This is a genomic window from Roseburia sp. OM03-7AC (assembly GCF_003462625.1).
Classification (GTDB): Bacteria; Bacillota; Clostridia; order Lachnospirales; family Lachnospiraceae; genus Roseburia_C; species Roseburia_C amylophila.
Genome location: NZ_QTZJ01000001.1, coordinates 444006 through 470236 on the forward strand (window position 1 = coordinate 444006; position 26231 = coordinate 470236).

The 26231-nt window shown below is 40.6% G+C and carries 23 protein-coding genes and 1 pseudogene; 20 read left to right on the top strand and 4 right to left on the bottom strand.

Annotated features, from left to right (window positions below; translation table 11 throughout):
- Positions 1–33 precede the first annotated feature (33 nt).
- The 4 genes from pheS to DXB39_RS02195 all read left to right on the top strand — a co-directional run bounded on the left by pheS (position 34) and on the right by DXB39_RS02195 (position 5019).
- Complete coding sequence (gene pheS / locus DXB39_RS02180; RefSeq protein ID WP_117698997.1) at positions 34–1053, top strand: phenylalanine--tRNA ligase subunit alpha; 1020 nt, start codon at positions 34–36, stop codon at positions 1051–1053.
- 83 nt (positions 1054–1136) lie between these two features.
- Complete coding sequence (gene pheT, locus DXB39_RS02185; RefSeq protein ID WP_117841092.1) at positions 1137–3560, top strand: phenylalanine--tRNA ligase subunit beta; 2424 nt, start codon at positions 1137–1139, stop codon at positions 3558–3560.
- 17 nt (positions 3561–3577) lie between these two features.
- The gene (queA, locus tag DXB39_RS02190; RefSeq protein WP_117841091.1) at positions 3578–4603 is read left to right on the top strand and encodes a tRNA preQ1(34) S-adenosylmethionine ribosyltransferase-isomerase QueA; all 1026 of its coding nucleotides are present in this window, start codon (positions 3578–3580) and stop codon (positions 4601–4603) included.
- A 74-nt stretch (positions 4604–4677) separates the two neighbouring features.
- Entirely contained in the window at positions 4678–5019 is a 342-nt protein-coding gene (locus DXB39_RS02195; RefSeq protein ID WP_022243876.1) for a PilZ domain-containing protein, read from the top strand.
- A gap of 147 nt (positions 5020–5166) precedes the next feature.
- Here the strand turns inward: DXB39_RS02195 and aroA are convergent, their stop codons facing one another.
- The 3 genes from aroA to aroF are packed head-to-tail and all read right to left on the bottom strand — an operon-like array spanning position 5167 to position 8613.
- Positions 5167–6444, bottom strand: a complete 1278-nt coding sequence (gene aroA, locus DXB39_RS02200; RefSeq protein ID WP_117841090.1) for a 3-phosphoshikimate 1-carboxyvinyltransferase — start codon at positions 6442–6444, stop codon at positions 5167–5169.
- A 53-nt stretch (positions 6445–6497) separates the two neighbouring features.
- Entirely contained in the window at positions 6498–7595 is a 1098-nt protein-coding gene (locus DXB39_RS02205; RefSeq protein WP_117841089.1) for a prephenate dehydrogenase, read from the bottom strand.
- A 1-nt stretch (position 7596) separates the two neighbouring features.
- Positions 7597–8613, bottom strand: coding sequence for a 3-deoxy-7-phosphoheptulonate synthase (gene aroF, locus DXB39_RS02210; protein ID WP_022243873.1), 1017 nt, complete (start codon positions 8611–8613; stop codon positions 7597–7599).
- Positions 8614–8931: 318 nt separating this feature from the next.
- On the opposite strand from aroF, the gene DXB39_RS02215 reads away from it, so the two are divergent.
- The 4 genes from DXB39_RS02215 (at position 8932) to DXB39_RS02230 (ending at position 16631) form a co-directional block, all read left to right on the top strand.
- Complete coding sequence (locus DXB39_RS02215) at positions 8932–11025, top strand: elongation factor G (protein ID WP_117841088.1); 2094 nt, start codon at positions 8932–8934, stop codon at positions 11023–11025.
- Between the two features lie 73 nt (positions 11026–11098).
- Complete coding sequence (locus DXB39_RS02220; RefSeq protein ID WP_117698991.1) at positions 11099–12400, top strand: InlB B-repeat-containing protein; 1302 nt, start codon at positions 11099–11101, stop codon at positions 12398–12400.
- A gap of 111 nt (positions 12401–12511) precedes the next feature.
- The gene (gene leuS / locus DXB39_RS02225; RefSeq protein WP_117698990.1) at positions 12512–14932 is read left to right on the top strand and encodes a leucine--tRNA ligase; all 2421 of its coding nucleotides are present in this window, start codon (positions 12512–12514) and stop codon (positions 14930–14932) included.
- A 316-nt stretch (positions 14933–15248) separates the two neighbouring features.
- Positions 15249–16631 (top strand): HNH endonuclease, encoded by a 1383-nt coding sequence (locus DXB39_RS02230; RefSeq protein WP_117841087.1) that lies wholly within the window; start codon positions 15249–15251, stop codon positions 16629–16631.
- Between the two features lie 163 nt (positions 16632–16794).
- On the opposite strand, the gene DXB39_RS02235 is transcribed toward DXB39_RS02230, so the two are convergent.
- Positions 16795–16989: a hypothetical protein gene (locus DXB39_RS02235; RefSeq protein ID WP_242986196.1), complete on the bottom strand. Its 195-nt coding sequence runs from the start codon at positions 16987–16989 to the stop codon at positions 16795–16797.
- A 67-nt stretch (positions 16990–17056) separates the two neighbouring features.
- Here DXB39_RS02235 and DXB39_RS02240 point away from each other — a divergent pair.
- The 12 genes and pseudogenes from DXB39_RS02240 to DXB39_RS02295 all read left to right on the top strand — a co-directional run.
- A pseudogene (locus DXB39_RS02240) lies at positions 17057–17449 on the top strand (YodL domain-containing protein); the annotation flags it as partial.
- A gap of 299 nt (positions 17450–17748) precedes the next feature.
- The gene (locus tag DXB39_RS02245) at positions 17749–17955 is read left to right on the top strand and encodes a hypothetical protein (RefSeq protein ID WP_012744284.1); all 207 of its coding nucleotides are present in this window, start codon (positions 17749–17751) and stop codon (positions 17953–17955) included.
- A complete protein-coding gene (locus DXB39_RS02250; RefSeq protein ID WP_008703824.1) occupies positions 17933–19123 on the top strand; it encodes a CHAP domain-containing protein in 1191 nt (396 codons plus the stop codon). The genes DXB39_RS02245 and DXB39_RS02250 overlap by 23 nt, the downstream gene beginning before the upstream one ends.
- Positions 19124–19281: 158 nt before the next feature.
- A complete protein-coding gene (locus tag DXB39_RS02255; protein ID WP_008703822.1) occupies positions 19282–19494 on the top strand; it encodes a helix-turn-helix domain-containing protein in 213 nt (70 codons plus the stop codon).
- A 5-nt stretch (positions 19495–19499) separates the two neighbouring features.
- Positions 19500–20201, top strand: a complete 702-nt coding sequence (vanR, locus tag DXB39_RS02260; protein WP_004853366.1) for a VanR-ABDEGLN family response regulator transcription factor — start codon at positions 19500–19502, stop codon at positions 20199–20201.
- A complete protein-coding gene (locus DXB39_RS02265) occupies positions 20188–21273 on the top strand; it encodes a sensor histidine kinase (protein WP_008703821.1) in 1086 nt (361 codons plus the stop codon). The genes vanR and DXB39_RS02265 overlap by 14 nt, the downstream gene beginning before the upstream one ends.
- A 137-nt stretch (positions 21274–21410) precedes the next feature.
- Positions 21411–22265, top strand: coding sequence for a hypothetical protein (locus DXB39_RS02270; protein WP_226841040.1), 855 nt, complete (start codon positions 21411–21413; stop codon positions 22263–22265).
- A 4-nt stretch (positions 22266–22269) separates the two neighbouring features.
- A complete protein-coding gene (locus DXB39_RS02275; protein ID WP_004853372.1) occupies positions 22270–22983 on the top strand; it encodes an ABC transporter ATP-binding protein in 714 nt (237 codons plus the stop codon).
- Positions 22973–24157, top strand: coding sequence for an ABC transporter permease (locus DXB39_RS02280; RefSeq protein WP_117456454.1), 1185 nt, complete (start codon positions 22973–22975; stop codon positions 24155–24157). Before DXB39_RS02275 ends, DXB39_RS02280 begins: the two co-directional genes overlap by 11 nt.
- 27 nt (positions 24158–24184) lie before the next feature.
- Complete coding sequence (locus DXB39_RS02285; protein ID WP_015514509.1) at positions 24185–24688, top strand: hypothetical protein; 504 nt, start codon at positions 24185–24187, stop codon at positions 24686–24688.
- A gap of 43 nt (positions 24689–24731) precedes the next feature.
- Positions 24732–25688: a D-alanyl-D-alanine carboxypeptidase family protein gene (locus DXB39_RS02290; protein ID WP_012744280.1), complete on the top strand. Its 957-nt coding sequence runs from the start codon at positions 24732–24734 to the stop codon at positions 25686–25688.
- A gap of 5 nt (positions 25689–25693) precedes the next feature.
- On the top strand, positions 25694–26152 hold the full coding sequence (locus DXB39_RS02295) for a winged helix-turn-helix domain-containing protein (protein ID WP_117841086.1): 459 nt from the start codon (positions 25694–25696) through the stop codon (positions 26150–26152).
- Positions 26153–26231 lie beyond the last annotated feature (79 nt).

Genomic DNA, 26231 nt, shown 5'->3' on the forward strand with positions numbered 1-26231 from the left:
GAATGAAATAAAATGATAGAAGGAGATATTATTATGAAAGAAAAGCTGCAGAAAATCAGGGAAGAGGCAATTCATCAGATTGAATCATCCGGCGAACTTGGCAAACTGAATGATGTCAGAGTTGCATTTCTCGGAAAGAAAGGTGAACTCACCGCAGTATTAAAAGGAATGAAGGATGTTGCACCGGAGGACAGACCTCTGGTAGGACAGCTGGTAAACGAGACCAGGGAAGCTATTGAAAAGAAATTAGATGAGACAAAACAGAAATTAGAAGCTGCCCAGATGGAACTGAAATTAAAACATGAAGTAATTGATGTTACACTTCCGGCTAAAAAGAACCGTGTCGGCCATCGTCATCCGAATACCATTGCATTGGAAGAAGTAGAGCGTATCTTTACCGGTATGGGCTATGAAGTAGTGGAAGGACCGGAAGTAGAATATGATTATTATAACTTTGAAGCGTTAAATATTCCTGCAAATCATCCTGCAAAAGACGAGCAGGATACGTTCTATATTAATGATAAAATCGTGCTTCGTACCCAGACTTCACCGGTACAGGTCCGTGTCATGGAAAAAGGAAAGCTTCCAATCCGTATGATTGCACCGGGAAGAGTATTCCGTGCAGATGAAGTAGATGCAACCCATTCACCATCTTTCCACCAGATTGAGGGAATGGTAATCGATAAGAATATTACATTTGCAGATTTAAAGGGAACGCTGCAGGAGTTTGCAGCCCGTCTGTTCGGACCGGAAACCAAAGTAAAATTCCGTCCGCATCACTTCCCATTTACAGAGCCAAGTGCAGAGATGGATGTCACCTGCTTTAAATGTGGCGGTAAAGGATGCCGTTTCTGTAAGGGAGAAGGATGGATTGAAATCTTAGGCTGTGGAATGGTTCATCCGAAGGTGCTTCGTATGAGCGGTATTGATCCGGAAGAATATTCAGGATTTGCATTCGGAGTTGGTCTTGAGCGTATTGCTTTATTGAAATATGAAATTGATGATATGCGTCTCTTGTATGAGAATGATGACCGTTTCTTAAGACAGTTTTAATGAACAGGGAAGTTGAAGGGACATGCTTCCTGTAGTCGGAAAGAAAAAGAACACAGTAGAGAGTTGATAGAAGGAGAAACAATATGAATACATCATTAAAATGGATAGAAGCTTTGGTTCCGGGACTTAATGTAGATGCACAGGAATATACCGATGCAATGATTCTGTCCGGTTCAAAAGTAGAATTTTACAAGAAAATGGATGCCGATTTAGAGAAAATCGTCGTTGGACAGATTAAGAAAATCGAGCCGCATCCGGATGCTGATAAGTTAATCATCTGTCAGGTAGATGTGGGAACAGGTGAGGACGTACAGATTGTAACCGGTGCTCCGAATGTAAAAGAAGGAGATAAAGTTCCGGTTGTATTAGATGGCGGACGTGTTGCCGGTGGACATGATGGAAAGATGACAGAAGGCGGCATCAAAATTAAAAAAGGTAAATTAAGAGGAATTGAGTCCAATGGAATGATGTGCTCCATTGAAGAACTTGGTTCTACCCGTGATATGTATCCGGAAGCTCCGGAATATGGTATCTACATCTTCGCAGAGGATGAGGTAAAACCGGGTGATGATGCAATTAAAGCATTAGGCCTTGACGATACTATTGTGGAATATGAGATTACAAATAACCGTGTAGACTGTTTTTCAATCCTTGGAATTGCCAGAGAAGCAGCAGCAACCTTTAAGAAAGAATTTGTACCGCCGGTTGTAACTGAGACCGGAAATGATGAGGATGTCAATGACTATATTAAAGTAAATGTAGTAGACAAAGAATTATGTCCTCGTTATACCGCCCGTGTGGTAAAGAATATTAAGATTGCTCCATCACCAAAGTGGATGCAGCGCAGACTTGCAGCCCAGGGAATCCGTCCAATCAATAACATTGTGGACATTACCAACTATGTTATGGAAGAATACGGACAGCCGATGCATGCATATGACTGGGATACCATCGAGGGAAAAGAGATTGTTGTAAGACGTGCCGGAAAAGGCGAATTATTTACAACTTTGGATGGTCAGGAGCGTACTTTGGATGAAAACGTTCTGATGATTTGTGATGGCAGGAAAGCAATCGGTATTGCAGGTATTATGGGTGGCGAGAATTCCATGATTACAGACAATGTAAAAACCATGCTTTTTGAAGCTGCATGCTTCGATGGAACCAATATCCGCCTTTCCGGTAAGAAAATCGGGCTTCGTACCGATGCGTCTTCCAAATTTGAAAAAGGTCTGGATCCGAACCTTGCTATGGAAGCTATGAATAGAGCCTGCCAGTTAATCGAAGAATTAGGTGCCGGTGAAGTAGTTGGCGGAGCCATTGATATTTACGAGAATAAGAAAGAAGGCAGACGGATTCCTTTTGAACCGGAGAAATACAATAAATTATTAGGAACCAATATTAAGCCGGAAGAAATGCTTTCCTATTTTAAACGTCTGGAATTAGGTTATGATAAAGAAACCAATGAAGTATTAGTTCCATCCTGGAGACAGGACTTAGAGTGTGATGCAGACCTTGCAGAAGAGGTAGCAAGATTCTTTGGTTATGCAAACATTCCAACAACCCTGCCAAGCGGAGAAGCTACTACCGGAATGTTATCTTATAAATTAAGAATCGAAGCAATTGCAAGAGAAATTGCAGAGTTCTGCGGTTTTTCACAGGGCATGAATTACTCCTTCGAAAGCCCGAAGGTATTTGATAAATTATTACTTCCGGAAGATTCACCATTACGCCAGACCGTAACAATTTCCAATCCTTTGGGAGAAGATTTCAGTATTATGCGTACCACATCCTTAAATGGAATGCTGACATCTTTATCAACCAACTACAACAGAAGAAATAAAGATGTACGTCTCTATGAATTAGGCAACATTTATCTGCCAAAGAGTGTACCGGTAACGGAACTTCCAGACGAGAGAATGCAGTTTACCCTTGGTATGTATGGTGAAGGTGATTTCTTTACCATGAAGGGTGTGGTAGAAGAATTCTTCTATAAAGTTGGAATGACGATGAAAGCTGAATATGATCCGAAGTCCGGAAGACCTTATCTGCATCCGGGCCGTCAGGCAAACATTGTATATGATGGTAAAGTAGTTGGTTACTTAGGAGAGGTTCATCCGATTGTAGCTGCTAATTACAATATCAAAGACAGAGTATACGTTGCAGTGATTGATATGCCATCTATTATGGATGAAACAACCTTTGACCGTAAATATGAAGGTATTGCCAAATTCCCGGCAGCAACCCGTGATATCAGTATGGTTGTTCCAAAAGAGATTCTTGCAGGAGATATCGAAAAAGTATTCGACAGCAAGGGCGGCACTTACTTAGAAAGCTACACACTGTTCGATATTTATGAAGGAGCCCAGATTAAACCGGGTTATAAATCTATTGCTTATTCACTGACCTTCCGTGCAAAGGATAAGAACTTAGAGGAAGCAGATTTAAGCGGAGCAATGAACCGCATTGTAAAAGCATTAGAAGCAATGAAGATTGAACTGAGAGCTTAGAAATAGAGGAAAGAAACATGGATGTAAAAGCTTTTGATTACGATTTACCGGAGGAACTGATTGCGCAGGATCCTCTGGAGGATCGTTCCAGTTCCAGACTCATGGTCTTAGATAAGAAAACAGGAGATATTGAACATAAAATATTCCGTGATGTAGTAGATTATCTGCAGCCGGGAGACTGTCTTGTGTTAAATAATACCAAGGTAATTCCGGCAAGACTGTTTGGAGTCAAAGAGGGAACGGAAGCCAAAATAGAGATTCTTCTTTTAAAGAGAAAAGAAAATGATATCTGGGAAACACTGGTAAAACCGGGAAAGAAATGTAAGCCTGGTGTTAAGATTTCTTTTGGAGAGGGACTTTTGACCGGAGAAGTCTTAGAGGTCGTAGAAGATGGTAACCGGCTGATTCAGTTTCACTATGATGGAATCTTTGAAGAGATTTTAGATCAGCTTGGTCAGATGCCATTGCCGCCTTATATTACCCATCAGTTAAAGGATAAGAACCGTTATCAGACAGTATATGCCAAATATGATGGTTCTGCCGCTGCCCCAACAGCGGGCCTTCATTTTACACCGGAATTATTACAGCAGATTCGTGATATGGGCATAGATATAGCAGAAGTTACCCTTCATGTGGGACTTGGCACTTTCCGTCCGGTAAAAGTAGATACCATCGAAGAGCACCATATGCATTCGGAATTCTACCGGATCGAACAGTCGGAAGCCGATAAAATCAATCGTGCCAAAGCAAATGGCCACCGGGTAATTGCCGTGGGAACCACCAGTACAAGAACTTTAGAGTCTGCAGCAGAAGAAGATGGCACCTTACGGGAAAAGAGCGGCTGGACGGATATCTTTATCTATCCGGGCTATAAGTTTAAAGTTATAGATGCTCTGATTACGAATTTCCACCTGCCACAGTCTACCCTTGTGATGTTGGTGTCTGCTCTTGCAGGCAGGGAACATATTCTGGCTGCCTATAAGAAAGCAGTAGAAGAAAAATACCGTTTCTTTAGTTTTGGGGATGCTATGCTGATAAAATAATTTCTTATTGTCAGAATTCGAAATATAGGATAAAATAATTTTATTAGCTTTAATCTTGATAGAAGGAGAGGACTATGGACGAGAGAAGAAAACATAAACGATTGGATTTAGATGTATCTGTTCAGCTGGAACGTCTGGATCAGGATGATATTACTACTTTAAAATTTATTCATGTGGTAGTTACTGATATTTCACGTTCCGGAATCGGATTTGTTTCTGACCAGAATTTGAAAGTTGGAACCTACTATGATACCAAGATTCAGATTTGGACGAAAGAGGTCATTGATGCGGTACTTGAGATTGTCAGATGTGACCCGAAGGGGGACGGAACCTATAAATATGGCTGTGTATTTGTTGGAATGTCAGATACCGATGCATTAAAAATTGATATTTATCAGATTTTCAATGATGTCTAAAAGATAAATTGAGTTATAGAATAAAATGTGTTGATGAAAACCGCTTTTAACCCTTGAAAATAAAGGGCTGAAAGCGGTTTGATGTTTTCAAAACTGCCTGTAGCAGATTTTGTGCTTTTTAAGTGGATTTATAATCTGACATATGATTTACATAGATAATTTCTCTAAATCTTTGTAGAAATCAGGGTAAGAAACCTCTGCAATTTCGGAATGCTTCAATTCGATGCCACCGTCAATATTTAACGCAGCAATGGCAAAGCTCATGGCAATCCGGTGGTCAAGTCCTGCATCTATGGCTGCGGTGTGTAAGGCCTTTCCGCCGTGAATAATCATGCCATCATCCGTTGGGGTAACATCACAGCCTAATAACTTTAAGTTTTCTGTTACCGTAAGAATACGGTCGGTTTCCTTTACCTTAAGTTCTGCAGCATCCCGGATAATAGTGATTCCTTCTGCAAAGGCTGCCATAACAGCAATCACAGGGATTTCATCGATTAAAGTCGGGATGAGTTCCCCTTCCACCACGGTACCATGAAGTGAACTGCCTTTTACCAGAAGGTCGCAGACCGGCTCACCGGATGCGGTTCTTGGATTCAGCCGTTCGATGGAGCCGCCCATTGCTTTGGCAACTTTTAAGATGCCATCTCTTGTGGGATTGACTCCAACATTGCGGATTAAGACTTCGGAACCAGGAGTAAGTAACGCTGCCGCAATAAAATAGGCTGCCGAAGAAATATCTCCAGGAACTTCCACTTTCTGTCCGTTTAAAACAGGATCCGGTGCAATGGATGCAGTTGTTCCTTCAGAGGTGACTTTAGCGCCGAACGAGCGAAGCATTAGTTCTGTGTGGTTGCGGGAGAGTACCGGTTCCGTTATGCTGGTAATTCCGTCCGCATATAAGCCGGCTAAAAGGATACAGGATTTTACCTGGGCAGATGCAACCTTTGAAGTATAATCAATGGCATGTAATTCATGTCCGGTTATTTTTAAAGGAACACAGTTGTTATCCTTTAAACTTTCGATATCTGCCTGCATGAGACGAAGCGGTTCCATGATACGCTTCATGGGACGGGTGCGAAGGGAATCATCCCCATCTAACTGGCTGACAAATGGATTACCGGCTAAGATACCAGAAATAAGCCGGGTAGTAGTTCCGCTGTTCCCCGCGTCTAAGATATGCTGTGGCTCCTTTAGACCGTGTAATCCTTTTCCATGGACAAGTACACGACTTTTTTCCTGTTCAATTTCAATGCCCATTTCCTGAAAGCAGGAAATCGTAGAAAGACAGTCGGCACCCTCTAAGAAATTGGTGATTTCGGTTATGCCGTTGGAAAGCGAACCAAACATAATTGCACGATGGGAAATGGATTTGTCTCCCGGAATATTTATTTCTCCATGTAAGGCATGGGCTTTTTTGATCTGCATAATAAATCCTTTCTGGATGCATTCTGAAATATTGTCAATATTTTATCTAAATATTATCGTTCATAAACTGTATAATGATATTTGCGAAGCAGTGCAATGGCACAGTTAAGTGCTTCTTCTTCATATAATTCAATACGAAGTACACCATTTTCAAATTCACGGTTATGGATAATTCCAATATTTTTAATACTGATATTGTTGCTGGCAAGAATCGTAGCAATGGTTGCAATTCCACCGGCTTCATCAATCAGATCACAATAACATTCAAAGACTTTACGCAATGGACCGGAAGAAGTAATGGTGATAGAATCCCGGTAATCCTTGGCATGAGAGAAGAATTCATAGATTTCCCTTTCTTTTCTTTCAGCAATCAGACTACGCATGGTATTTAATTCTTCCGTATAGCGGTCAATGAGTGTTAAAATCTGCTCCCGGTTAGAGGCACAGATATGCTGCCACATTACAGGAGAAGAGGATGCAATTCTTGTAATATCTTTAAATCCGCCTGCTGCAATCGTCTTCATCGTCTCATTTTCATCATCGGTTTCACGAATCAGATTCACAAGACTTGCTGCAATAATATGCGGCAGATGACTGATAGAAGCGGTTGCATAGTCATGGGTTTTCGCATCCATAATCATAGGAACTGAGCCTAAGGATGCAATATAATCCCGGAACGCATGAAGCACTGCGGTATCAGTTTTTGCAGTCGGGGTTAAAATATAATAAGCATTTTCCAATAAATAGGCGGTTGCAGCCTGATAGCCGGTCTTTTCAGAACCTGCCATAGGATGTCCGCCAATAAAAAAGGATTCTAACTCAAGGGCTGTAATACTTTCATGAATATCCCCTTTGACACTTCCTACATCAGAAAGAATACAGCCCTTTTTCAAAAAGGGCTTTAATTCTTTTATGTATTCAATATTTTTCTGTACCGGACAGCAGAGAAAGATAATATCACAGTCAGAGAAATCTTTCATTGCAAGCAGTGTATCATTGGAAATAGTGTGGTCCTCAAAAGCTGCAGTTATGGTAGAAAGATGACCGGACGTGGCAATCAGTTCTGTTTCCGGGTAAATGCGTTTTATGGTCTTAGCCATCGAACCGCCGATAAGACCAAGACCAATAAAACCGATTTTCTTAAAGTCCATGTTACATTAAGCTCCTTCCGCTTAAGGAAATATATGGTTTGATGTGTTCCATAACAGAATCAAACTGTTCGAAGTTCAGAGACTGCGGACCATCGGAAAGTGCATGTGCAGGGTCATTATGTACTTCGATCATCAGACCATCGGCACCGCAGGCAATACCGGCTTTAGCAAGCGGCTCAACGAAAGAGCGGACACCGGTTGCATGGCTTGGGTCAACGATGACCGGAAGATGGGTACGTTCCTTTAAGACACATACTGCACTTAAGTCTAAGGTATTTCTGGTGGAAGTCTCGAAAGTACGGATACCACGTTCACATAAAGCAACGTTTGGACTTCCGGAAGAGATAATATATTCTGCTGCATTCAACCATTCATCAATCGTAGCAGACAGACCTCTTTTTAATAAGACAGGAAGACCGGCACGGCCAACTTCTTTTAATAATTCGAAGTTCTGCATATTTCTGGCACCGACCTGAAGCATGCTGACATATTTTACAGCAGATTCTACGGCATGTGCACTGGTTACTTCACAAATGGTTGCAAGACCTGTTTCATCCGAAGCGGTCTTCATATATTTTAAACCTTCTTCCTCAAGACCCTGGAAAGAGTATGGGGAAGTACGAGGTTTGTAAGCACCGCCACGAAGAATAGTTGCCCCTGCCTTCTTGACTGCACGGGCAATGCAAAGAAGCTGTTCTTCTGTTTCAACGGCACAGGGACCTGCCATAATTGTCATGGTATCAGGACCGATTACGGTATCCTTAACCTTGAAGCTGGTTGGCTGTGGGTGGAACTTCTTATTGGCAAGTTTGTAGCTTTCGGTAATCGGAACTACCTTTTCTACTTCAGGGCTGGCTTCAATGCGCTGAATATCTAATTTGGTTTTATCACCGACCACTCCGATAATGGTAACTTCTTCCCCATGGGAAAGATGTGTTTTTAAGCCTTCTTTTTCCACTGCATCTACAATTTTATCTACATCCTGTGGAAGAGCAGATGGTTTCATAACAATAATCATAATTTATAATCCTCACTTAAAAAATGTCACCTGACCGGACTATTATAATATGAGAAGAAACGGAATGCAACCGTATCTCTCCGGTGGTGCATGTATACTATAACGGAATCAGAATACAATGTCAATACTTTAAAGCGTTAAAGTTTAACGTACGAAAATATAAAATTTCACAATAAAATTATCAAAAATAGTGCAAAATGTTTACTGCACATTTACAATTCATTCATAAATGTTGTGTATAATACATAATATAGTTGAAGAAAATAACTTGATTTAGTAAAATATATACATAAATCTATAGTACAGGAGGAATGACATATGGAAGTATTTACAACGGACAGAATCAGAAACGTCGTGCTTTTAGGACATGGTGGAGCGGGAAAGACCAGTCTGGTGGAAGCAATGGCATATTTATCCGGCATGACAACCCGTATGGGAAAGATTTCTGATGGAAATACTATCAGTGATTTTGATAAAGAAGAAATCAAAAGACAGTTTTCCATCCATACTTCGGTTGTTCCGGTTATCTGGGATAATACCAAGATTAATTTCTTAGATACTCCGGGATATTTCGACTTTGTCGGTGAAGTGGAAGAAGCAGTCAGTGCCGCAGATGCAGCAATTATCGTGGTATCCGGCAAGAACGGAATTGAAGTCGGTACGAAGAAAGCCTGGGACATCTGCGAGAAATACAATCTTCCGAGAATGATATTTGTTACGGAGATGGATATTGATAATGCAAGCTTCCGGCAGGTAGTAGAAGATTTACAGCAGTTATATGGCAAGCGGATTGCACCGTTTCATCTGCCGATTCGTGAAAACGAGAAATTTGTAGGCTATATCAATGTGGTTCGTAAGAGCGCCCAGAGATGGAATGATAAGGGTGAAGTAGTAGAATGTGAGATTCCGGAATACAGCCAGAACAATCTTGGAATCTGTACCGATGCGCTGATGGAAGCGGTAGCAGAAACCAGTGAAGAATTCATGGAGCGGTATTTTAATGGTGATGAATTCTCGGAAAACGAAATACGTCAGGCACTTCGCGTGAATGTGGCAGATGCCAGCATGGTTCCGGTTTCCATGGGTTCCAGTATTCTTGCACAGGGTATGTATACCTTGTTAGATGACATTATAAAATACTTCCCAAGCCCGGATAAGCGTTCCTGTACCGGAATCAATGCCAAGAGCAATGAAGTATATTCTGCAGATTATGATTTCTCAAAGCCAAAATCAGCATATATCTTTAAAACAATTGTAGACCCGTTTATTGGAAAATATTCTCTGATAAAAGTAAATTCCGGTGTGTTAAAAACCGATGATTTGCTTTTTAATCATCATCGGGATACAGAAGGCAGGATTGGAAAGCTCTATGTAATGTGCGGCAGCAAACCACAGGAAGTACCGGAACTTCATGCCGGAGATATCGGAGCATTAGCAAAGCTTTCCGGAGCTATGACAACCGATTCCCTGTCTACAAAAGCCAATCCGATACTCTTTATCCGGACAAGTATTTCAGAGCCATATACCGGCATGAGGTATAAAGCAAAGAATAAAGGTGATGAAGATAAAATTTCCCAGGCACTGCAGAAAATCATGCAGGAAGACTTAACCATTAAGACGGTAAATGACAGTGCTAATCACCAGACACTGATTTATGGTATCGGGGAACAGCAGTTGGAGGTTCTGGTAGAAACCTTAAAAAATAAATATAAAGTAGAGATTGAACTGAGCCGTCCGAAGGTTGCATTCCGTGAAACCATCCGAGGAACCTCAGATGTGGAATATAAATATAAGAAACAGTCTGGTGGACATGGCCAGTATGGACATGTAAAGATGCGTTTTTCACCATCGGGAAATCTTGAGGAAGCTTATGAGTTCTCGCAGGAAGTGGTTGGCGGAGCGGTTCCGAAGAATTTCTTCCCTGCAGTAGAAAAAGGGCTTCAGGAGGGCGTGCAGAAAGGACCTTTGGCGGCATATCCGGTACTTGGTATCAAGGCAGTGCTTTATGACGGTTCCTATCATGCAGTAGATTCTTCGGAAATGGCATTTAAGGTTGCTGCAAGAGAAGCCTTAAAGAAAGGAATCTTAGAAGCAAAGCCGGTGCTTTTAGAACCGATTGCCAGCCTTAAGATTACATTACCAGACGTTTATACCGGAGATGTAATGGGAGATTTAAATAAGAAGCGGGCAAGAGTTCTTGGCATGACACCGGATAACAAAGGAACCACCGAGATTTTAGCGGATATTCCTTATATTGAATTATATGGTTATGGCACAAGACTTCGTTCCATGACACAGGGAAGCGGAGATTTCTCCTACCAGTTTGCCAGATACGAACAGGCACCGGAGGAAGTCGCAAGGGTACAGATGGAAGAACGGGCATCCAAGCTTGCTTCAGAAGAAGATAAATAGTGTAGTGAGATAAGTGTAATGAGAAAAAATATCTGTTAAGACAAACGGATGACGAAAGAGAGGTGGTGGTGACATGGGAAAGAAAAGAACTTTTTTTGCAATTGTTTTGATTATTGCGCTGTTTTTCGATAATTCGCAGTTCTCAGAAGCAAAAGCACTTCGTTCTCTGCCAATCACTACCTCTCTTTATTACAGCATGGAGCCGGAAGATGCCAATGTATTAAAGGAAGATTATGATATCACCTATTACTTAAATGGTGGAATCCCTTCTTCTGATTTGACTTATAACTATATTATAGAAGAACTTCCTCTAACCCTTGATATACCGGAAAAACCGGGATATAATTTCGCTGGCTGGTATACCGAAAGCAGTTATCAGAATAAGATTACAGAGATAAACATTGATAATTTCGGAGACGTATCGTTATACGCAAAATGGACCAAGAAGATTGATTCTTCTTACAGCGTGGAAATGTATCCATATTCCACGGCATCACAGATGAGCGGAAATGACCGGATGTTAAAGGATTGTGGATTCAGCTTTGCCTATGATGTAAATATTCCGGGAATGCCATCCACCAGGGAACAGGATTATGCACAGAATATGACATCCACGGACAACCAGTGTCCGCAGGGAATCTGTATTACCGAAGATTATTATATGATTACAGCATATAATACGGATGATTCGGAAAGCCTTGGAGCCCTTTATATCTTTGACAAAGAGACCGGAGAATATATGGTTACCCTTGGCATGAAAAAGAACAGCCATCTTGGAGGACTTACCTACGATGGAAGAAATGTCTGGATCTGCCATTCGGACACAAGGTCTTTGGAACGGCTTAGTTACAGTTATATAAAAAAGATTGCAGAGTCCAAACCGAAGATTTTTGTGGATGCCACCGGAATGTTTGAAGAATACCGTGTAGCGAATATGCCATCCTGCATTACCTGGCATGATGGAATTCTCTGGGTAGCAACACACAATGCCTTATTCAAATCCATTATGATTTCTTATAAATATCAGGATGGAGAACTGATGGAACAGCAGCGCTACCAGATACCGGAAAAGGTGCAGGGAATTGCTTTTGATGAACAGGACAGAGTGTATTTAAGCACATCCTATGGAAGAAGCAATTCATCCTATTTAAAGATTTACCAGAATGTAGATGCAATGGATACAAAGCCGCGGGCACCGGAACTTAAGGTGGAAATGCCACCATGTTCCGAAGAAATTAATTATGCAGACGGCAATATCTATGTGCTGTTTGAATCGGCAAGCTCGAAATATTTTGAAGGCACAGACGGAAAAGGGAAGAGCATTTGTCCGATAGACCGGATTCTTACAATTGATACAAATACCATTTTTCCTTGACAAATTGAGGGCATGTGATAGAATTTTATGAGTATAAGTCTCTAAAAAGGCATTCTATCAGCATGTCCTTATTTTATGGACGAAAGCTGTTTTAATTAGGAGGAATTGAAGATGTCACAAACAACAGTACCGTATAATCACAGAGCGGTAGAGCAGAAATGGCGTAAAGTCTGGGAAGATAAGCCAATTAACGTAAATGATGGCAAGAAGCCGAAATACTATTGTCTGGATATGTTTCCATACCCATCCGGAAACGGACTTCATGTAGGTCACTGGAGAGGCTATGTAATATCTGATGTATGGAGCCGCTATAAGCTTATGCATGGATATTATGTCATTCACCCGATGGGATGGGATGCATTTGGTCTTCCGGCAGAGAACTACGCAATTAAGATGGGTGTTCATCCGGAAAAATCTACCGCTGAAAATATCAGGAATATCAAGCGTCAGATTCAGGAAATTGCTGCAATCTATGACTGGGATATGGAAGTAAATACCACCGATCCTGAATTCTACAAATGGACACAGTGGATTTTTGTAAAAATGTTTAAAGCCGGACTTGCTTATGAGAAAGAGATGCCAATTAACTGGTGCCCATCCTGTAAGACTGGTCTTGCCAATGAAGAAGTTGTAAATGGTAAATGTGAGCGTTGTGGTGCTGATGTTACCAAGAAGAACTTAAAGCAGTGGATGCTTAAGATTACCAAATATGCTGACCGTCTTCTTGCAGACCTTGATAAGCTTGACTGGCCGGAAAAGGTTAAGAAAATGCAGACTGACTGGATTGGTAAGAGTAATGGAGCAGAAGTCAACTTTAAGGTGGATGGAAGCGATAAAGAGATTACTGTTTATACCACAAGACCGGATACTCTTCACGGAGCAACCTTCATGGTACTTGCACCGGAGCATGCTTTGGCAAAAGAGCTTGCAACTGATGAGACAAGAGCTGCAGTAGAGGATTATATCTATCAGTCATCCCTGAAATCTTCTGTAGATCGTTTGCAGGATAAAGAAAAGACTGGTGTATTTACCGGTTCTTATGCAATCAATCCGTTGAATGGTGCAAAGGTTCCAATCTGGCTTTCTGATTATGTATTAGCTGATTATGGTACCGGAGCAATTATGTGTGTTCCTGCACATGATGACCGTGACTTTGAATTTGCAAAGAAATTCAATATTCCAATTATCCAGGTTATTGCCAAAGATGGTAAGGAAATTGAAAATATGACCGAAGCTTATACCGAAGCAAAAGGTATTATGATTAATTCTGGTGACTGGAATGGAATGGAGTCGTCCGTTCTTAAGAAAGAAGCTCCGGAAATGATTGAAAAGATGGGCTTTGGTAAGAAGACAACCAACTATAAATTAAGAGACTGGGTATTCTCCCGCCAGCGTTACTGGGGCGAGCCAATTCCAATCGTACATTGTCCGGATTGTGGAGCAGTTCCGGTTCCGGAAGAAGAGCTTCCATTACTGTTACCAGAGGTTGAATCTTATCAGCCGACAGGTACCGGAGAATCACCGTTGGCAGATATTACGGAGTGGGTAAATACCACATGTCCTTGCTGTGGTAAGCCTGCAAAACGTGAGACCAATACCATGCCTCAGTGGGCAGGTTCATCCTGGTATTTCTTACGTTATGTAGATAACAAGAACAAAGATGAATTAGTAAGCCGCGAGAAAGCAGATAAATATCTTCCAGTTGATATGTATATCGGTGGAGTAGAGCATGCAGTACTGCATCTTCTGTATTCCCGTTTCTATACCAAATTCTTATATGATATCGGAGTAATTGACTTTGATGAGCCATTTACCAAACTGTTTAATCAGGGTATGATTACCGGTAAGAATGGTATCAAGATGAGTAAATCTAAAGGAAATGTCGTCTCACCGGATGATCTGGTTCGTGACTACGGCTGTGATTCCTTAAGATTATATGAGCTGTTTGTTGGACCACCGGAATTGGATTCTGAGTGGGATGATCGTGGAATCGATGGTGTATACCGTTTCATCACCAGATTCTGGAATCTTGTAATGAGCCAGAAGGATGCAGATGTTGCTGAGACTAAAGAACTGGTTAAGATTCGTCATAAACTGGTATATGATATTACCCAGAGACTGGAAAGCTTCAGCTTAAATACTGTAATTTCAGGATTCATGGAATACAACAACAAACTGATCGACCTTTCCAAGAAGGGCGGCGTAGATAAGAAGACACTTGAAACTTATGTGCTTCTTCTTGCTCCATTTGCACCACATATTGCAGAAGAACTGTGGAGCGAGCTTGGTCATGATACTTCTGTATTTGCAGAAAGATGGCCGGAGTATGATAAAGATGCAATGGAAGATGATGAAGTTGAAATTGCAGTACAGATTAACGGCAAGACAAAGGGTGTTGTCAGCATTGCAAAAGATGCTTCCAAAGAGGATGCACTTGCTGCAGGAAAAGCTGCAATTGCAGATAAGCTTACCGGCAATGTGATCAAAGAGATTTATGTACCGGGCAAAATTATTAACATTGTAATGAAATAATTGAGAAGAAATTCTCACAACAGAATAAAGTGCTTGGAAATATTGAAAAGTTCGCTTAAAATCAAGGTTTGCAGACATTTTTCTTCAAAGAAAAGGTATCATAGAATACCGCATAATATCGTAACAGATTTTTAAAATGGAGTAAATTTGGAGTAAAAGTTGAAAGAAAATGGAGTAAATATTTCAAATAAACAAGGATATGCATTTTTGCATATCCTTGTTTGCTATAATCCTTTTATAGAAATGTGACTTTGCTTGTCAATTATGGTAAAATCTATTCAGATAGTTATATGTTTATGTAGGGAGATAAATTGTAATGGGAAATACAGAAAAATATCGGGGTACTACTTCGGAATTAGATTCGGAGGCAATACAGAAATTATATTACGAGTATCAGATGACAAATCAAGAAATAGCAGATATGACATGGAGTACAAAAGCAAATGTCAATAAAGTGTTAATTCATGGGATAAAGCATTATACATCTTGGTTTATGGAAATGTTATCAGAAGATGATGAGAAAATTTTTAGAAAAATGTTAATGTACCACAAATTCAGTTATTGGAATGAGAAACAGCAAAGACGGTATCTTATTAAAAATAGTAGGGATGGAAAAATATGTTTAATATATTTTGATGAAAAATGTGTTAAATGTATGTTTGATGAATTTGTTCCAGAGGATTTAAAAACTCTTTCAATAGTTGAAAAAATGAATATATATAATGAAATGGACTATGAGGTGCTGAAATGTAGTGAACGGGATAGCATTTTGAAAAAGGAATGTATTTTACTAAATGGAGATTCTAAACAGCTTTTTAAAAAAGCGGCTCATAAAAGAAATATGAAAGGAAAAGAATATGCTCAATTTCTTGGATTTGAAAGTTGTTTAACAGAAAAGGATTCAATTAGAGATTCTAGAATAATCAAATTTTTTGAGGAACATATGGTTGATGGTGTTGTACAATTAAGTTCATCACCAGAAAATCAATGGATTCGAAATTATGCACATCGTTGTGGAATGCATTTAGATGAATTTCTTGATTTTTATGGATATAAAAAATCAAGGCGTGCTGATGAGTATGTTTCTGAAAATAAGAATATAAAGTATAAGAAAGAGTTAAGTAAATACATTATAGAGCCACCCAATATCGTATATTTTTCTTCACAAGACAAAATTTATCAAACAATATATAATGTAGCAAAGTTGAATGAAATGTCAATAGATGAGTATATTTTGTCATTAGGGTATGTTCGTTCTAAAAAAAGTAATACGATAAAAGAACTAACAGAGGAAATTGATGAAATTATAGATTTGGAAGAGCAGGAAATCAGAAAAAAAGAAATATCAGAAAATAAGATAGAACGAAATCATAAGTTAATAGATAAACTAAAAAGAGCATATGATTATGAATGCCAATTATGTTCAAATGAGCAAAGAATGCCAATAGAAAAACAAGATGGAACAAAATACGTAGAAGTACATCATATAAAAAATCTGTCTGAAGAATATGATGAAGAAGGAACTTTGGATAGGCTTAATAATCTCATAGTTGTTTGTTCAAATCATCATAAGATGTTGCATTATCATAAAGGTGGTTATCGGAAGATTAAGATAGTAAATGAAGTTTTAGCGTTTGTAAATGATTCAGAAGAAGTTATTCCAATTATTACAAACAAACATTTAAAAAGTGATGAATAGTATGGAATGACAGAAGAACGGATTGTGCAAATGTAGTGAGGTCAAGGAACAAGGCGTAGCCGATACGCCGTAGGGCAGTCCTTGACGGAACGGACATGGCTAACAGTACCATGATATAGCAGAGGACTTGAAAGGTTAGAAACCTTGCAAGTCCTCTTGTTTGTTATTGGGCGTTATATTTTAAGTAAAGTGATTCTTTTATTTGCTCTTTTTCAAATGCTTTTATGTGAGCGTCTTGTATTCCGTTGTCGATATAAAAGCAATCGTCAGTTTTTGAGTAGGCAAGTTTGGTAACTTTCGGTTCATAGGTTTTTGTATCAATTCCATAATAGTAAATTGTGGCGGTTGTTAATACCATGTTAATACTTTCAAAATCTCTTGTAAAAATAGTATGCCTGTCGGAATAGAAGAAATCAGACGGACATGAGTATTGGATCAATTACCAGAAAGGCAAAGGAAGTGAAGAGTTCCAAAAGTATATGGAAGATCTGACAGACATGCAGAATCATGTGCTTCCGTATCTGCAGAGTTTTTGCAATCTGGAGGAAAAAGGTGTGAAGGAGAGACGAGAACAGCAGATAGCAGAAAGATATGAAGGAAGAGCAGATGAGAGGGTAACAAGTACCGAAGCGAATGAAGTTGTTAAGGATGTAGGAAAAACAGATAGAAAACCGGCACAGCAGAAGCAGGCGGTAGATGGAAAAGATAAGAAATTATCCATTCATGAACGGCTTGAGATCAATAAGAGGATTATTCAAGAAAAGCAGGGAAAAGATAAAACGGAGAGAGGAGTTGATTTGGGTGTAAGGACAGTGTAGAATAAGCAGAACGAGTCGGAGGTCATGGATGATAACGTGGCTTCCGGCTTTATTGCGTATTGTCGGAAGAATTATAAATGGTATAATGAATGTAAATGCGATAAAAGAATGTCGCCTGTTATGCGACTTCCAAATGAGAAAAGTGTGTTATTCTGAGATCAAACAAGAGGCTAATAGAGTCAGGAGGATGACATTATGAGTAAAAAAGGATATAGCAGACCAGGATTCTTTGGATCCATAAACCATTATGATGCAAACGGAAAAAAGTAGGCGAGAGCAGACCAGGATTCTTTGGTGGTATGAACGACTATGATGCAAATGGAAAGAAAATCGGACATAGTTCGCCTTCCTTTTTTGGTGGTATGAATCATTATGACAATAACGGGCATAAAGTAGGTGAGAGTCGACCAGGATTCTTTGGCGGTTTAAACCATTATGATGACAAGGGGCATAAGCGGGGGCATAGCAATCCAGGATTTTTAGGTGGATTCAATCATTACGGTTAAAACTGCACAGAGAGCAGCACAAGCGGCAAGGGCTGCGGCAAAAGCCGCCGTGGTTACGGTAAAGGCGATTGCCAAAGCGACCGCACTTGCCATTAAAGCGATTATTGCCGGAACGAAAGCCTTGATTGCCGCTATCGCCGCAGGCGGCTGGGTGGCGGTTTTGGTTATTATCGTGATTTGCCTGATTGGTATGATCCTCGGCTCAGTATTTGGCATTTTCTTCTCAGACGAAGATTCCGGCACTGGAATGAGTATGCAGACCGTTGTGCAGGAAATCAATACCGAATACGATACCAAGCTGCAAGAGGAAAAGAACTCGGTATCCTATGATGTTCTTGAAATGAGTGGCAGCAGAGCCGTTTGGAAAGAGGTGCTTGCCGTTTACTCTGTAAAAACGAATACGGATCAAGATAACCCCCAAGAGGTTGCCACAATGGACGATGGCAAAAAGCAACTCTTAAAAGACATCTTTTGGGAGATGAATCAAATATCTTCCCGAACAGAGAGCAAGACCGAAACAGTTATTACCGAAACCGATGACGGACACGGTAATATCGTGGAAACTGAAAGCACGGTCACACAAACCTATCTGTATATTACCGTCAGCCACAAGACTGCCGAGGAAATGGCGGCGCAATATGGTTTTAACGAAGAACAGAAAGGCTACCTCGCTGAACTGCTTGCAGATGAAAACAATTACCTTTGGTCACAGGTGCTTTACGGCATTACAGGCGGCGACGGACAGATCGTGACCGTTGCACTCTCTCTGGTTGGCAATGTGGGCGGTCAGCCGTATTGGTCGTGGTACGGTTTTAACTCCCGTGTAGAATGGTGTGCTTGCTTTGTATCTTGGTGTGCCAACGAGTGCGGCTATATCGACGCTGGAGTTATCCCAAAATATGCAGGCTGTGTCAACGGAGTACAATGGTTTAAGGATCGTGGACAATGGCTGGATGGCAGCGCCGAGCCTGCCCCCGGAATGATTATTTTCTTCGATTGGGCAGACGAAAGTGGTCAGGATGGATTATCCGACCATACGGGTATTGTTCAAAAGGTCGAAAACGGCAAGGTTTATACGGTCGAGGGCAACTCCGGCGACAGTTGCCGAGTCAATGAGTATTCTATCGGTTATTACGAGATTCTTGGCTACGGCGCACCTGCCTATTAAAATACATAAGCCGCCTGCATTTTGCAGGCGGTTGGATTACATATCAGAAAGATATTGTGCCGGTTTGAAAACTAAAAGTCTCAAAATACAGACTTAATAATTGCGATTTCACTCTCAAAGTGCTATAATACAAACTATATTTGGGTGGAGGTGCGGAAATGAAAGTACGGTACAACAAACTTTGGAAACTTCTGATTGACAAGGGAATGAAAAAGAGTCAATTACGAGAAGCGGTCGGGGCAAGCAAAAGTACATTTGCGAAACTCGGAAAAAATGAAAATGTTACCCTTCCCGTGCTGTTGAATATATGCGAATACTTAGAGTGTGATTTTGGCGACATAATGGAAGCCGTACCCGAAAATGAGGTGTAGGATCAATGAACAAGAAGATTTTAATTGTGGATGACGAAAAAGAAATCGTTGATCTGCTTGAAGTGTATTTGAGTAACGATGGTTATTCAGTATATAAATGTTATAATGGGTTAGAGGCGATGAAATGTATCAAACAGTCGCAGATTGATTTAGCGATACTTGATATTATGCTGCCGGATATTGATGGTTTTCGACTTTGCCAAAAAATTCGGGAAAAGTTTTACTTCCCTATTATTATGCTTACCGCCAAAATTGAGGATAGCGACAAGATTATGGGGCTTACGATTGGTGCGGATGATTATATAACGAAACCGTTTAATCCTTTAGAGGTTGTGGCAAGAGTAAAGACGCAATTAAGGCGTTATCAGAGCTATAACAGTCCTAATTTGAGCCAATCCGAAGAAAAAGACGAGTATGACATCAGAGGTCTACTGATAAACAGAGTCAGCCACAAGTGCTACTTGTATGGCAAAGAAATAGCCTTGACTCCGTTGGAGTTTTCTATTCTGTGGTATCTGTGCGAACATCAGGGTAAAGTTGTCGCCTCGGAGGAATTATTTGAAGCCGTGTGGAAAGAAAAGTATCTTCGCAACAGTAACAATACGGTAATGGCGCACATTGGGCGGCTTCGGGAAAAATTGAATGAACCTTCAAAAAATCCGAAGTTCATTAAAACTGTTTGGGGGGTAGGGTATGAAATTGAATAAAAAAGAAAAAAACTATCTGCTCTCTACCTTGTTCAAAGGGTATGTAATTCAATGTGCGATTTGCTCTGTGCTTATTTTTGGCGGTACTTTTCTTTTAGGAATTATGGCAGAGGAAATTCTCCGCAAGTATGTTTTGTATTATTACTTGTATTACAGAACAGTATATCTTTATATAGTGGCTGTAATCGTGTGGGGTGGCTGTATTATATACATGACATACCTACTTTTGAAAAAAGTAGTCGCCTATGTGTACGAGGTACAGGCTGCGACAGGAAAAATGTTCGATCAGAATGTCAGTTACATTGAAATGTCCCCGGAGTTGAGTGAAATCGCCGCTAACATCAATCAGTTAAAACAAGAGGCTGAAAGTAATGCAAGGCTTGCAAAAGAAAATGAGCAGCGAAAAAATGACCTGATTATGTATCTTGCACACGATTTGAAAACACCGCTTTCTTCTGTAATCGGGTATCTTACTTTACTGCGTGATGAGTCGCAAATCTCAAAGGAACTTCGAGAAAAGTACCTTTCAATCACTCTTGGTAAGGCAGAACGGTTAGAGGATCTGATTAACGAGTTTTTCGAGATAACACGATTCAATATATACGATATTACATTACAATACACGAAAATCAATTTAACTCGCCTGCTGGAGCAACTTGTATATGAATTTAAGCCTATGCTCAAATCAAAGAATTTGCAATGTAATCTTTGTGTTGATGATGATATAATGCTTCGATGTGACGCAGACAAAATTCAGCGTGTTTTTGATAACCTTTTGAGAAATGCGGTTATCTACAGTTTTGAAAATACGGATATCACGATCAGCGCACAATGTCAGGAAGATACGGTCAGCATTATTTTTTGTAACCACGGCGATACTCTGCCGGAAGAAAAGTTAAACAGGATTTTCGAGCAGTTTTATCGGCTTGACGCAGCGAGAAGTACAAGCAGTGGAGGAGCTGGATTAGGTTTGGCGATTGCAAAGCAGATTGTTGAACTACACAATGGTACAATCGTTGCAGAGAGCCAAGAGGATCAAAACAAGTTTTCAATTACTTTGCCGTTGGCGTAGGAAAATTGTAAGAATTTGCATAGAAAAAAAGAGGAATATCTTACGAGCAATCAAGAAAATACGGGCTTCTGTTTTGGTACAATAAAAGTATCAAGATAGAGGCTCGTATTTTTTGTGATACAGCATAAGGAGGAATGATGAAGTTGCTAAGAAAACAAATGCTGCTATGTTCTATTTTGTTTCTTGTATTTACGCTATCTGCCTGCTCTGCAATTGGGCAGACAGACGAAAACAATCTTACAGATAGCGCAACATCCGCAGAAAAAACGGTATCAGTTGTACGAGGGACAATTACTCCAACCGTTTCAACGCAAACGACTATTGTTCCGGCAGTACCGTTTATTATTTTCTCACCCGAAAATGGCATATTTAATACAGCGGTAGAATTAGAAGAAAAAATCACTGCCGGGCAAATTATTGGAACTGTGAACGGCAAAGAATTGAAATCTCCGGTGGATGGTACAATTACCTCTATTGCCCCATCCAATGAAAGCGTACCGAGTAATTATCCCGTAGCGATAGTGCATTATACAGGATTTGCCCTCAATGTAGAGGCAGATAATTTTTTGAGTACCTTACCGGAGTATGCAGAGTTGAAAGCAAAATTTCAAGTATATGATGGTGTAGGACCAACCGATATGATTGCCGTGGTGTCGCCTGCCGCAGATGAAAATGCGTTTACGGGAATCGTGCCGCAAGAGGGCATTCTGCAATGCTTGATCAGTCAAACAGTCGATGTGAAATCGGGGCAAAGTGCAACGGTAGTCATAACGGCGACAACGAGAAATGATGTCCTTATATTGCCGCTGTCGGTAATAGCGGGTAGACAAGGGACGGGATTGGTTACTGTAATTACTCCGAATGGAGAAAGAGTGGAAACAAAAGTGACATTGGGTGTGACAGACGGAGCCAATATAGAAATACTGTCCGGCTTAGAGGAGGGCGATGTAGTTTCTGCTACTCCGCCAAACCTTGATCCGAGGGGGATTTGATAAAATGAAAGGAATTTCCGAAAAGACTTTAATCAAAATAAAGGATTTGAAAGCAAGCGTCAAATTGAATAATGGCGATATGCTGACAACAGTAACCAACGCTAATATGGAATTGCAACGAGGGCGCAGTTATGCCATTGTCGGAAAGTCCGGCTCAGGCAAAACAAGCCTTATATCCATTATTGGCTTGTTAAATCGGGAATATGAGGGCGAGTACCTTTATGATGGTATATCTATTTCTGCTTTGAAAGACCGTGATCTGTCTATACTGCGAGCCAATAATATCGGATTTGTATTTCAGAACTACTCTCTGATTAAGCACTTGCGGGTATGGGAAAATATCGAATTACCACTACTCTATGCCAAAAAGTCGTTTACCGCCAAACAGCGTCACGAGATAATTACAGGCTTGCTAAAAAGTGTCGGCTTAGAAAGCAAGGAAAATGATTACCCAATCAATTTGTCCGGCGGTGAACAACAAAGAGTTGCAATCGCAAGGGCGCTTGCAGTATCTCCGGAAGCCATTTTATGTGATGAGCCTACGGGAGCGTTGGATAAAAAGACGGGAACGCAGATTATGGAACTGTTGCACAGCGTCGTAAAAGAAAATGGAATTATGCTGCTGTTGGTTACGCACGATCCTGATATTGCAGATACCTGTGATACGATTTTTGAAATGGATGGAGGGAGGATAACTTGTGCTAAAAATGATACTTAAAGACCTTCGTCTGTCTCCACTTAGAAGTATTCTGACAAGTGTTTCAATGCTTGTAGGCATTATCGCAATGCTTGGATCGGTATTAGTTGGTACGCTTGGACGGGAGTATTTGATTTCCGTAAACGCACAGGTATATGGCTGGTCACCTACTTACTCATTCGTGATAACGGAATCCGATTTTCACGATAGAAATAAAATGGAACAATTATTCCAGAGATTTGAAGCCATTGATGATGTAGCCGCTGTTACTTTTTCTATGGGAGAAGATATTCGATTTGCACCAATGAAAGATTTAACGCCAATACCGCCGAATGATGTTTACCAAAACCTGATGGCTTTTGATTTAGTTTGCACCACGGAGGCATATAGTCAAGTCTATAATCTTCCAATGACATCCGGTAGATGGTTAGAGCCTTCGAGTGAGGGCGGATCGCTTGAAGTGGTCATAAACAAAGAAGCTAAAAACTATTTTAATGATTCGCCCTATGCTGCAGGAAATGTAAAAAGCACACTTTCGTTAACCCCATTCAATATTGTCGGAGTAGTAAACGATGGCAGGGATTTTCCGACTATCTATGCGGATTCTGCGGCGATCCTCAATTTCGCACCAGCAATGTGGCAAGTACAAAATGCAAATGTGTATTGGCATCCCACAACAGGACTGACAATCGAACAGATACATTCTGCCCTTGGCGACATTTTGACTGATACCATTGGCGGTTACTGGGAAAGTGCTGGGCGGAGTGATATTGGAGATACCTATGATTCGGTATTGTCCATACTGCAATTAGGGCTTTTGGTTACTTCGCTTTTGTTGCTGTTTGTTTCCGTATTAGGGCAGATCAATATCGGACTATCTTCATTGGAACAGCGCACACATGAGTTGCTGATCCGCAGAGCGATAGGTGCTTCACGAACAAATATTGTGGCATTGGTTTTAGGCTCACAGTTGATTTTATCAATATTCGTTTGCTTTGCAGCTATTTTGATTTCGCTGATTTTGGTGCATTGTATTGGAGCGTTGCTCCCTGTGGATTCCCCGGTGGGAACACCGAGTTATCCAATCAGCGTTGCTGTTGTTGCAGTTGCTGTGTCTGTGCTTACAGCATTATTGGGCGGATTATTACCAGCATTGAAAGCAGCAAAATTAGAGCCTGCATTGGCTCTTAGATAATAAAACTCAATTCAAGGAGGAAACAAAATGAAACGAACAATCTCAAAATCCGAAAGACCGTACAGACTGTTATTGTGTGTTATGATTTCTTTGCTGGTGATTATGCTGGCAGGCTGCTCCACTTCTTCGGACTCCGACACAAACACAAGAGGTTTCACGGACTTTGCTACCATTGAAGAAGAATACCTAACGACCATTGAGAGTTTGAATTGGCCGGAGGGCTTTACGCCGCCTGATGCTTTGGAAGGCGAAGATACGGGAGCGTCTTTTCAGATAGGATATGGCGATACAAGAGCATCTAACCTTTGGGAATATTCTTGGATGCAGGAATGGCTTGATACTTACAATACGGATTCGGAAAGGGCGGCAAAAGCCTTAGCTGAACTCGAAAAAGCCTTTGATATGCCTTATATGGGAACAGATCGCTGTGATGACGCCACACGCAAATATCTTCGTGATAATATTGATAAAGCTAAGTTGGGAGATCCGTCTGGATTTACAGAGTGTATTCAGGCAAATTATGCCGATTAAAAATGGCACATAGGAGTTTTGGTGTTGGGAGGTGAGCACATATATGCAGAGAAAACGCCGTAAGAAAAAACGATTTGGAGTATTTTTGTTTTTGCTTGTAGTTTGTATCGGCATAGGTATAATGTTTGTGCCGTGGGCAATGCAGCCGGAAAATTTCAGAGAGGTAAAGAATAAAATAAATGGTTTTCTCTACAAAGAAGATTTTCCTGACTCTTATAATGCAAAATCGCTGATTTTGGTGGATTGTTCTGATGATGAAATATTTGTTTCAAAAAACGAGAACGAGCCACAAATTCCTGCAAGTTTAGCCAAGCTGTTTGTTATTGAGTATGCGTCAACTTTAGCAGACCTTGATAGTATCGTTGTTGCAGACTATGGTGCTATTTCACTCACGAAACCTGGCTCGTCTGTTGCTCAAATCAAGGAAAAAGAATACTTTTTACACAATCTATTTGCGGCAATGTTAGTACCGTCAGGGAATGACGCAGCTTATGTGGTTGCTGATTATTGTGGAGGATTACTTTCGCCGCAAGCAGAAAGCTGTCAAGAGCGTGTGAGGATTTTCATGGAGAACTTAAACCTGCATTTGCAACAGCAGGGGTACTTAGACACAGTTTTATATGATCCGAGTGGTTTTGATATGGAGGCACTTACCACCACTTTAGATTTGAAAGAAGTAGTATATCGGTTGTTGGAATACTCGTGGTTTAGAGAAATTGTATCTCAAAACACTTATACGGCAACACTGCCTGATGGCAGTACACAAATATGGCAGAATACAAACGCCTTCCTTGATCCGACATCCGAATATTACAACGAAAATGTATGCGGAATTAAGACTGGCTCTCTGTCTGACGACTATAACTTGATTGTGCTTTATCAGCAGCACGGAAAAGAGTTTTTGATATGCAGTTTAGGCTCTCAGTCCGATTCCTCTCGTTATGACGATGTGAATTTTATTCTGAAAACGATTGATGAATCGTATTATCTCACGCAATAAATCTTATGTTGTCCAAGACAAAAAAACTAACCAAGGGGGGTGATAATATCGGACGAATCGTAATAATGGAGTTCAAAGCACAAGACTCAACAGCCTTTGACGATATGCTGGCTTTTGTAAAACAGCACCCTGATTTTGAAAAATTAGAGATTTCATATGAGCCGACATTATCCCTTTCCGGCTTAGAAATCAATTTGAGCCGGCGCAGAGTTATCAATAACGGTCAGGAAATTGAACTGACCGTCAAAGAGTACGATATACTCTGCTTGCTCGCAGCCAATAAAGGTCGTGTTCTTACATACGAGCAGATTTATGATAAGGTGTGGGGCGAAATATCAGTAGGCAATGAAAAGGATACCGTAGGCTTTCACATTCGGAATCTTCGTAAAAAACTTTGTGATACAAACTCTCACTTTTCCATAGATAGTGTTCGTGAGATCGGCTACCGCTTTAACAGTCAGTAAGCAGTCCCTCGTAGTTCATAATGAATTGCGAGGGATTATTCATTTTCTAAGACGGTATGTCGGAATTTGATAAATCCCT

Bases quoted from the DNA above. Each gene is read 5' to 3' on its own strand.
- pheS (WP_117698997.1), top strand. From the start codon at position 34: ATGAAAGAAAAGCTGCAGAAAATCAGGGAAGAGGCAATTCATCAGATT.
- pheT (WP_117841092.1), top strand. From the start codon at position 1,137: ATGAATACATCATTAAAATGGATAGAAGCTTTGGTTCCGGGACTTAAT.
- queA (WP_117841091.1), top strand. From the start codon at position 3,578: ATGGATGTAAAAGCTTTTGATTACGATTTACCGGAGGAACTGATTGCG.
- DXB39_RS02195 (WP_022243876.1), top strand. From the start codon at position 4,678: ATGGACGAGAGAAGAAAACATAAACGATTGGATTTAGATGTATCTGTT.
- aroA (WP_117841090.1), bottom strand. From the start codon at position 6,444: ATGCAGATCAAAAAAGCCCATGCCTTACATGGAGAAATAAATATTCCG.
- DXB39_RS02205 (WP_117841089.1), bottom strand. From the start codon at position 7,595: ATGGACTTTAAGAAAATCGGTTTTATTGGTCTTGGTCTTATCGGCGGT.
- aroF (WP_022243873.1), bottom strand. From the start codon at position 8,613: ATGATTATTGTTATGAAACCATCTGCTCTTCCACAGGATGTAGATAAA.
- DXB39_RS02215 (WP_117841088.1), top strand. From the start codon at position 8,932: ATGGAAGTATTTACAACGGACAGAATCAGAAACGTCGTGCTTTTAGGA.
- DXB39_RS02220 (WP_117698991.1), top strand. From the start codon at position 11,099: ATGGGAAAGAAAAGAACTTTTTTTGCAATTGTTTTGATTATTGCGCTG.
- leuS (WP_117698990.1), top strand. From the start codon at position 12,512: ATGTCACAAACAACAGTACCGTATAATCACAGAGCGGTAGAGCAGAAA.
- DXB39_RS02230 (WP_117841087.1), top strand. From the start codon at position 15,249: ATGGGAAATACAGAAAAATATCGGGGTACTACTTCGGAATTAGATTCG.
- DXB39_RS02235 (WP_242986196.1), bottom strand. From the start codon at position 16,989: ATGGTATTAACAACCGCCACAATTTACTATTATGGAATTGATACAAAA.
- DXB39_RS02245 (WP_012744284.1), top strand. From the start codon at position 17,749: ATGAACGACTATGATGCAAATGGAAAGAAAATCGGACATAGTTCGCCT.
- DXB39_RS02255 (WP_008703822.1), top strand. From the start codon at position 19,282: ATGAAAGTACGGTACAACAAACTTTGGAAACTTCTGATTGACAAGGGA.
- vanR (WP_004853366.1), top strand. From the start codon at position 19,500: ATGAACAAGAAGATTTTAATTGTGGATGACGAAAAAGAAATCGTTGAT.
- DXB39_RS02265 (WP_008703821.1), top strand. From the start codon at position 20,188: ATGAAATTGAATAAAAAAGAAAAAAACTATCTGCTCTCTACCTTGTTC.
- DXB39_RS02270 (WP_226841040.1), top strand. From the start codon at position 21,411: ATGAAGTTGCTAAGAAAACAAATGCTGCTATGTTCTATTTTGTTTCTT.
- DXB39_RS02275 (WP_004853372.1), top strand. From the start codon at position 22,270: ATGAAAGGAATTTCCGAAAAGACTTTAATCAAAATAAAGGATTTGAAA.
- DXB39_RS02280 (WP_117456454.1), top strand. From the start codon at position 22,973: ATGATACTTAAAGACCTTCGTCTGTCTCCACTTAGAAGTATTCTGACA.
- DXB39_RS02285 (WP_015514509.1), top strand. From the start codon at position 24,185: ATGAAACGAACAATCTCAAAATCCGAAAGACCGTACAGACTGTTATTG.
- DXB39_RS02290 (WP_012744280.1), top strand. From the start codon at position 24,732: ATGCAGAGAAAACGCCGTAAGAAAAAACGATTTGGAGTATTTTTGTTT.
- DXB39_RS02295 (WP_117841086.1), top strand. From the start codon at position 25,694: ATGTTGTCCAAGACAAAAAAACTAACCAAGGGGGGTGATAATATCGGA.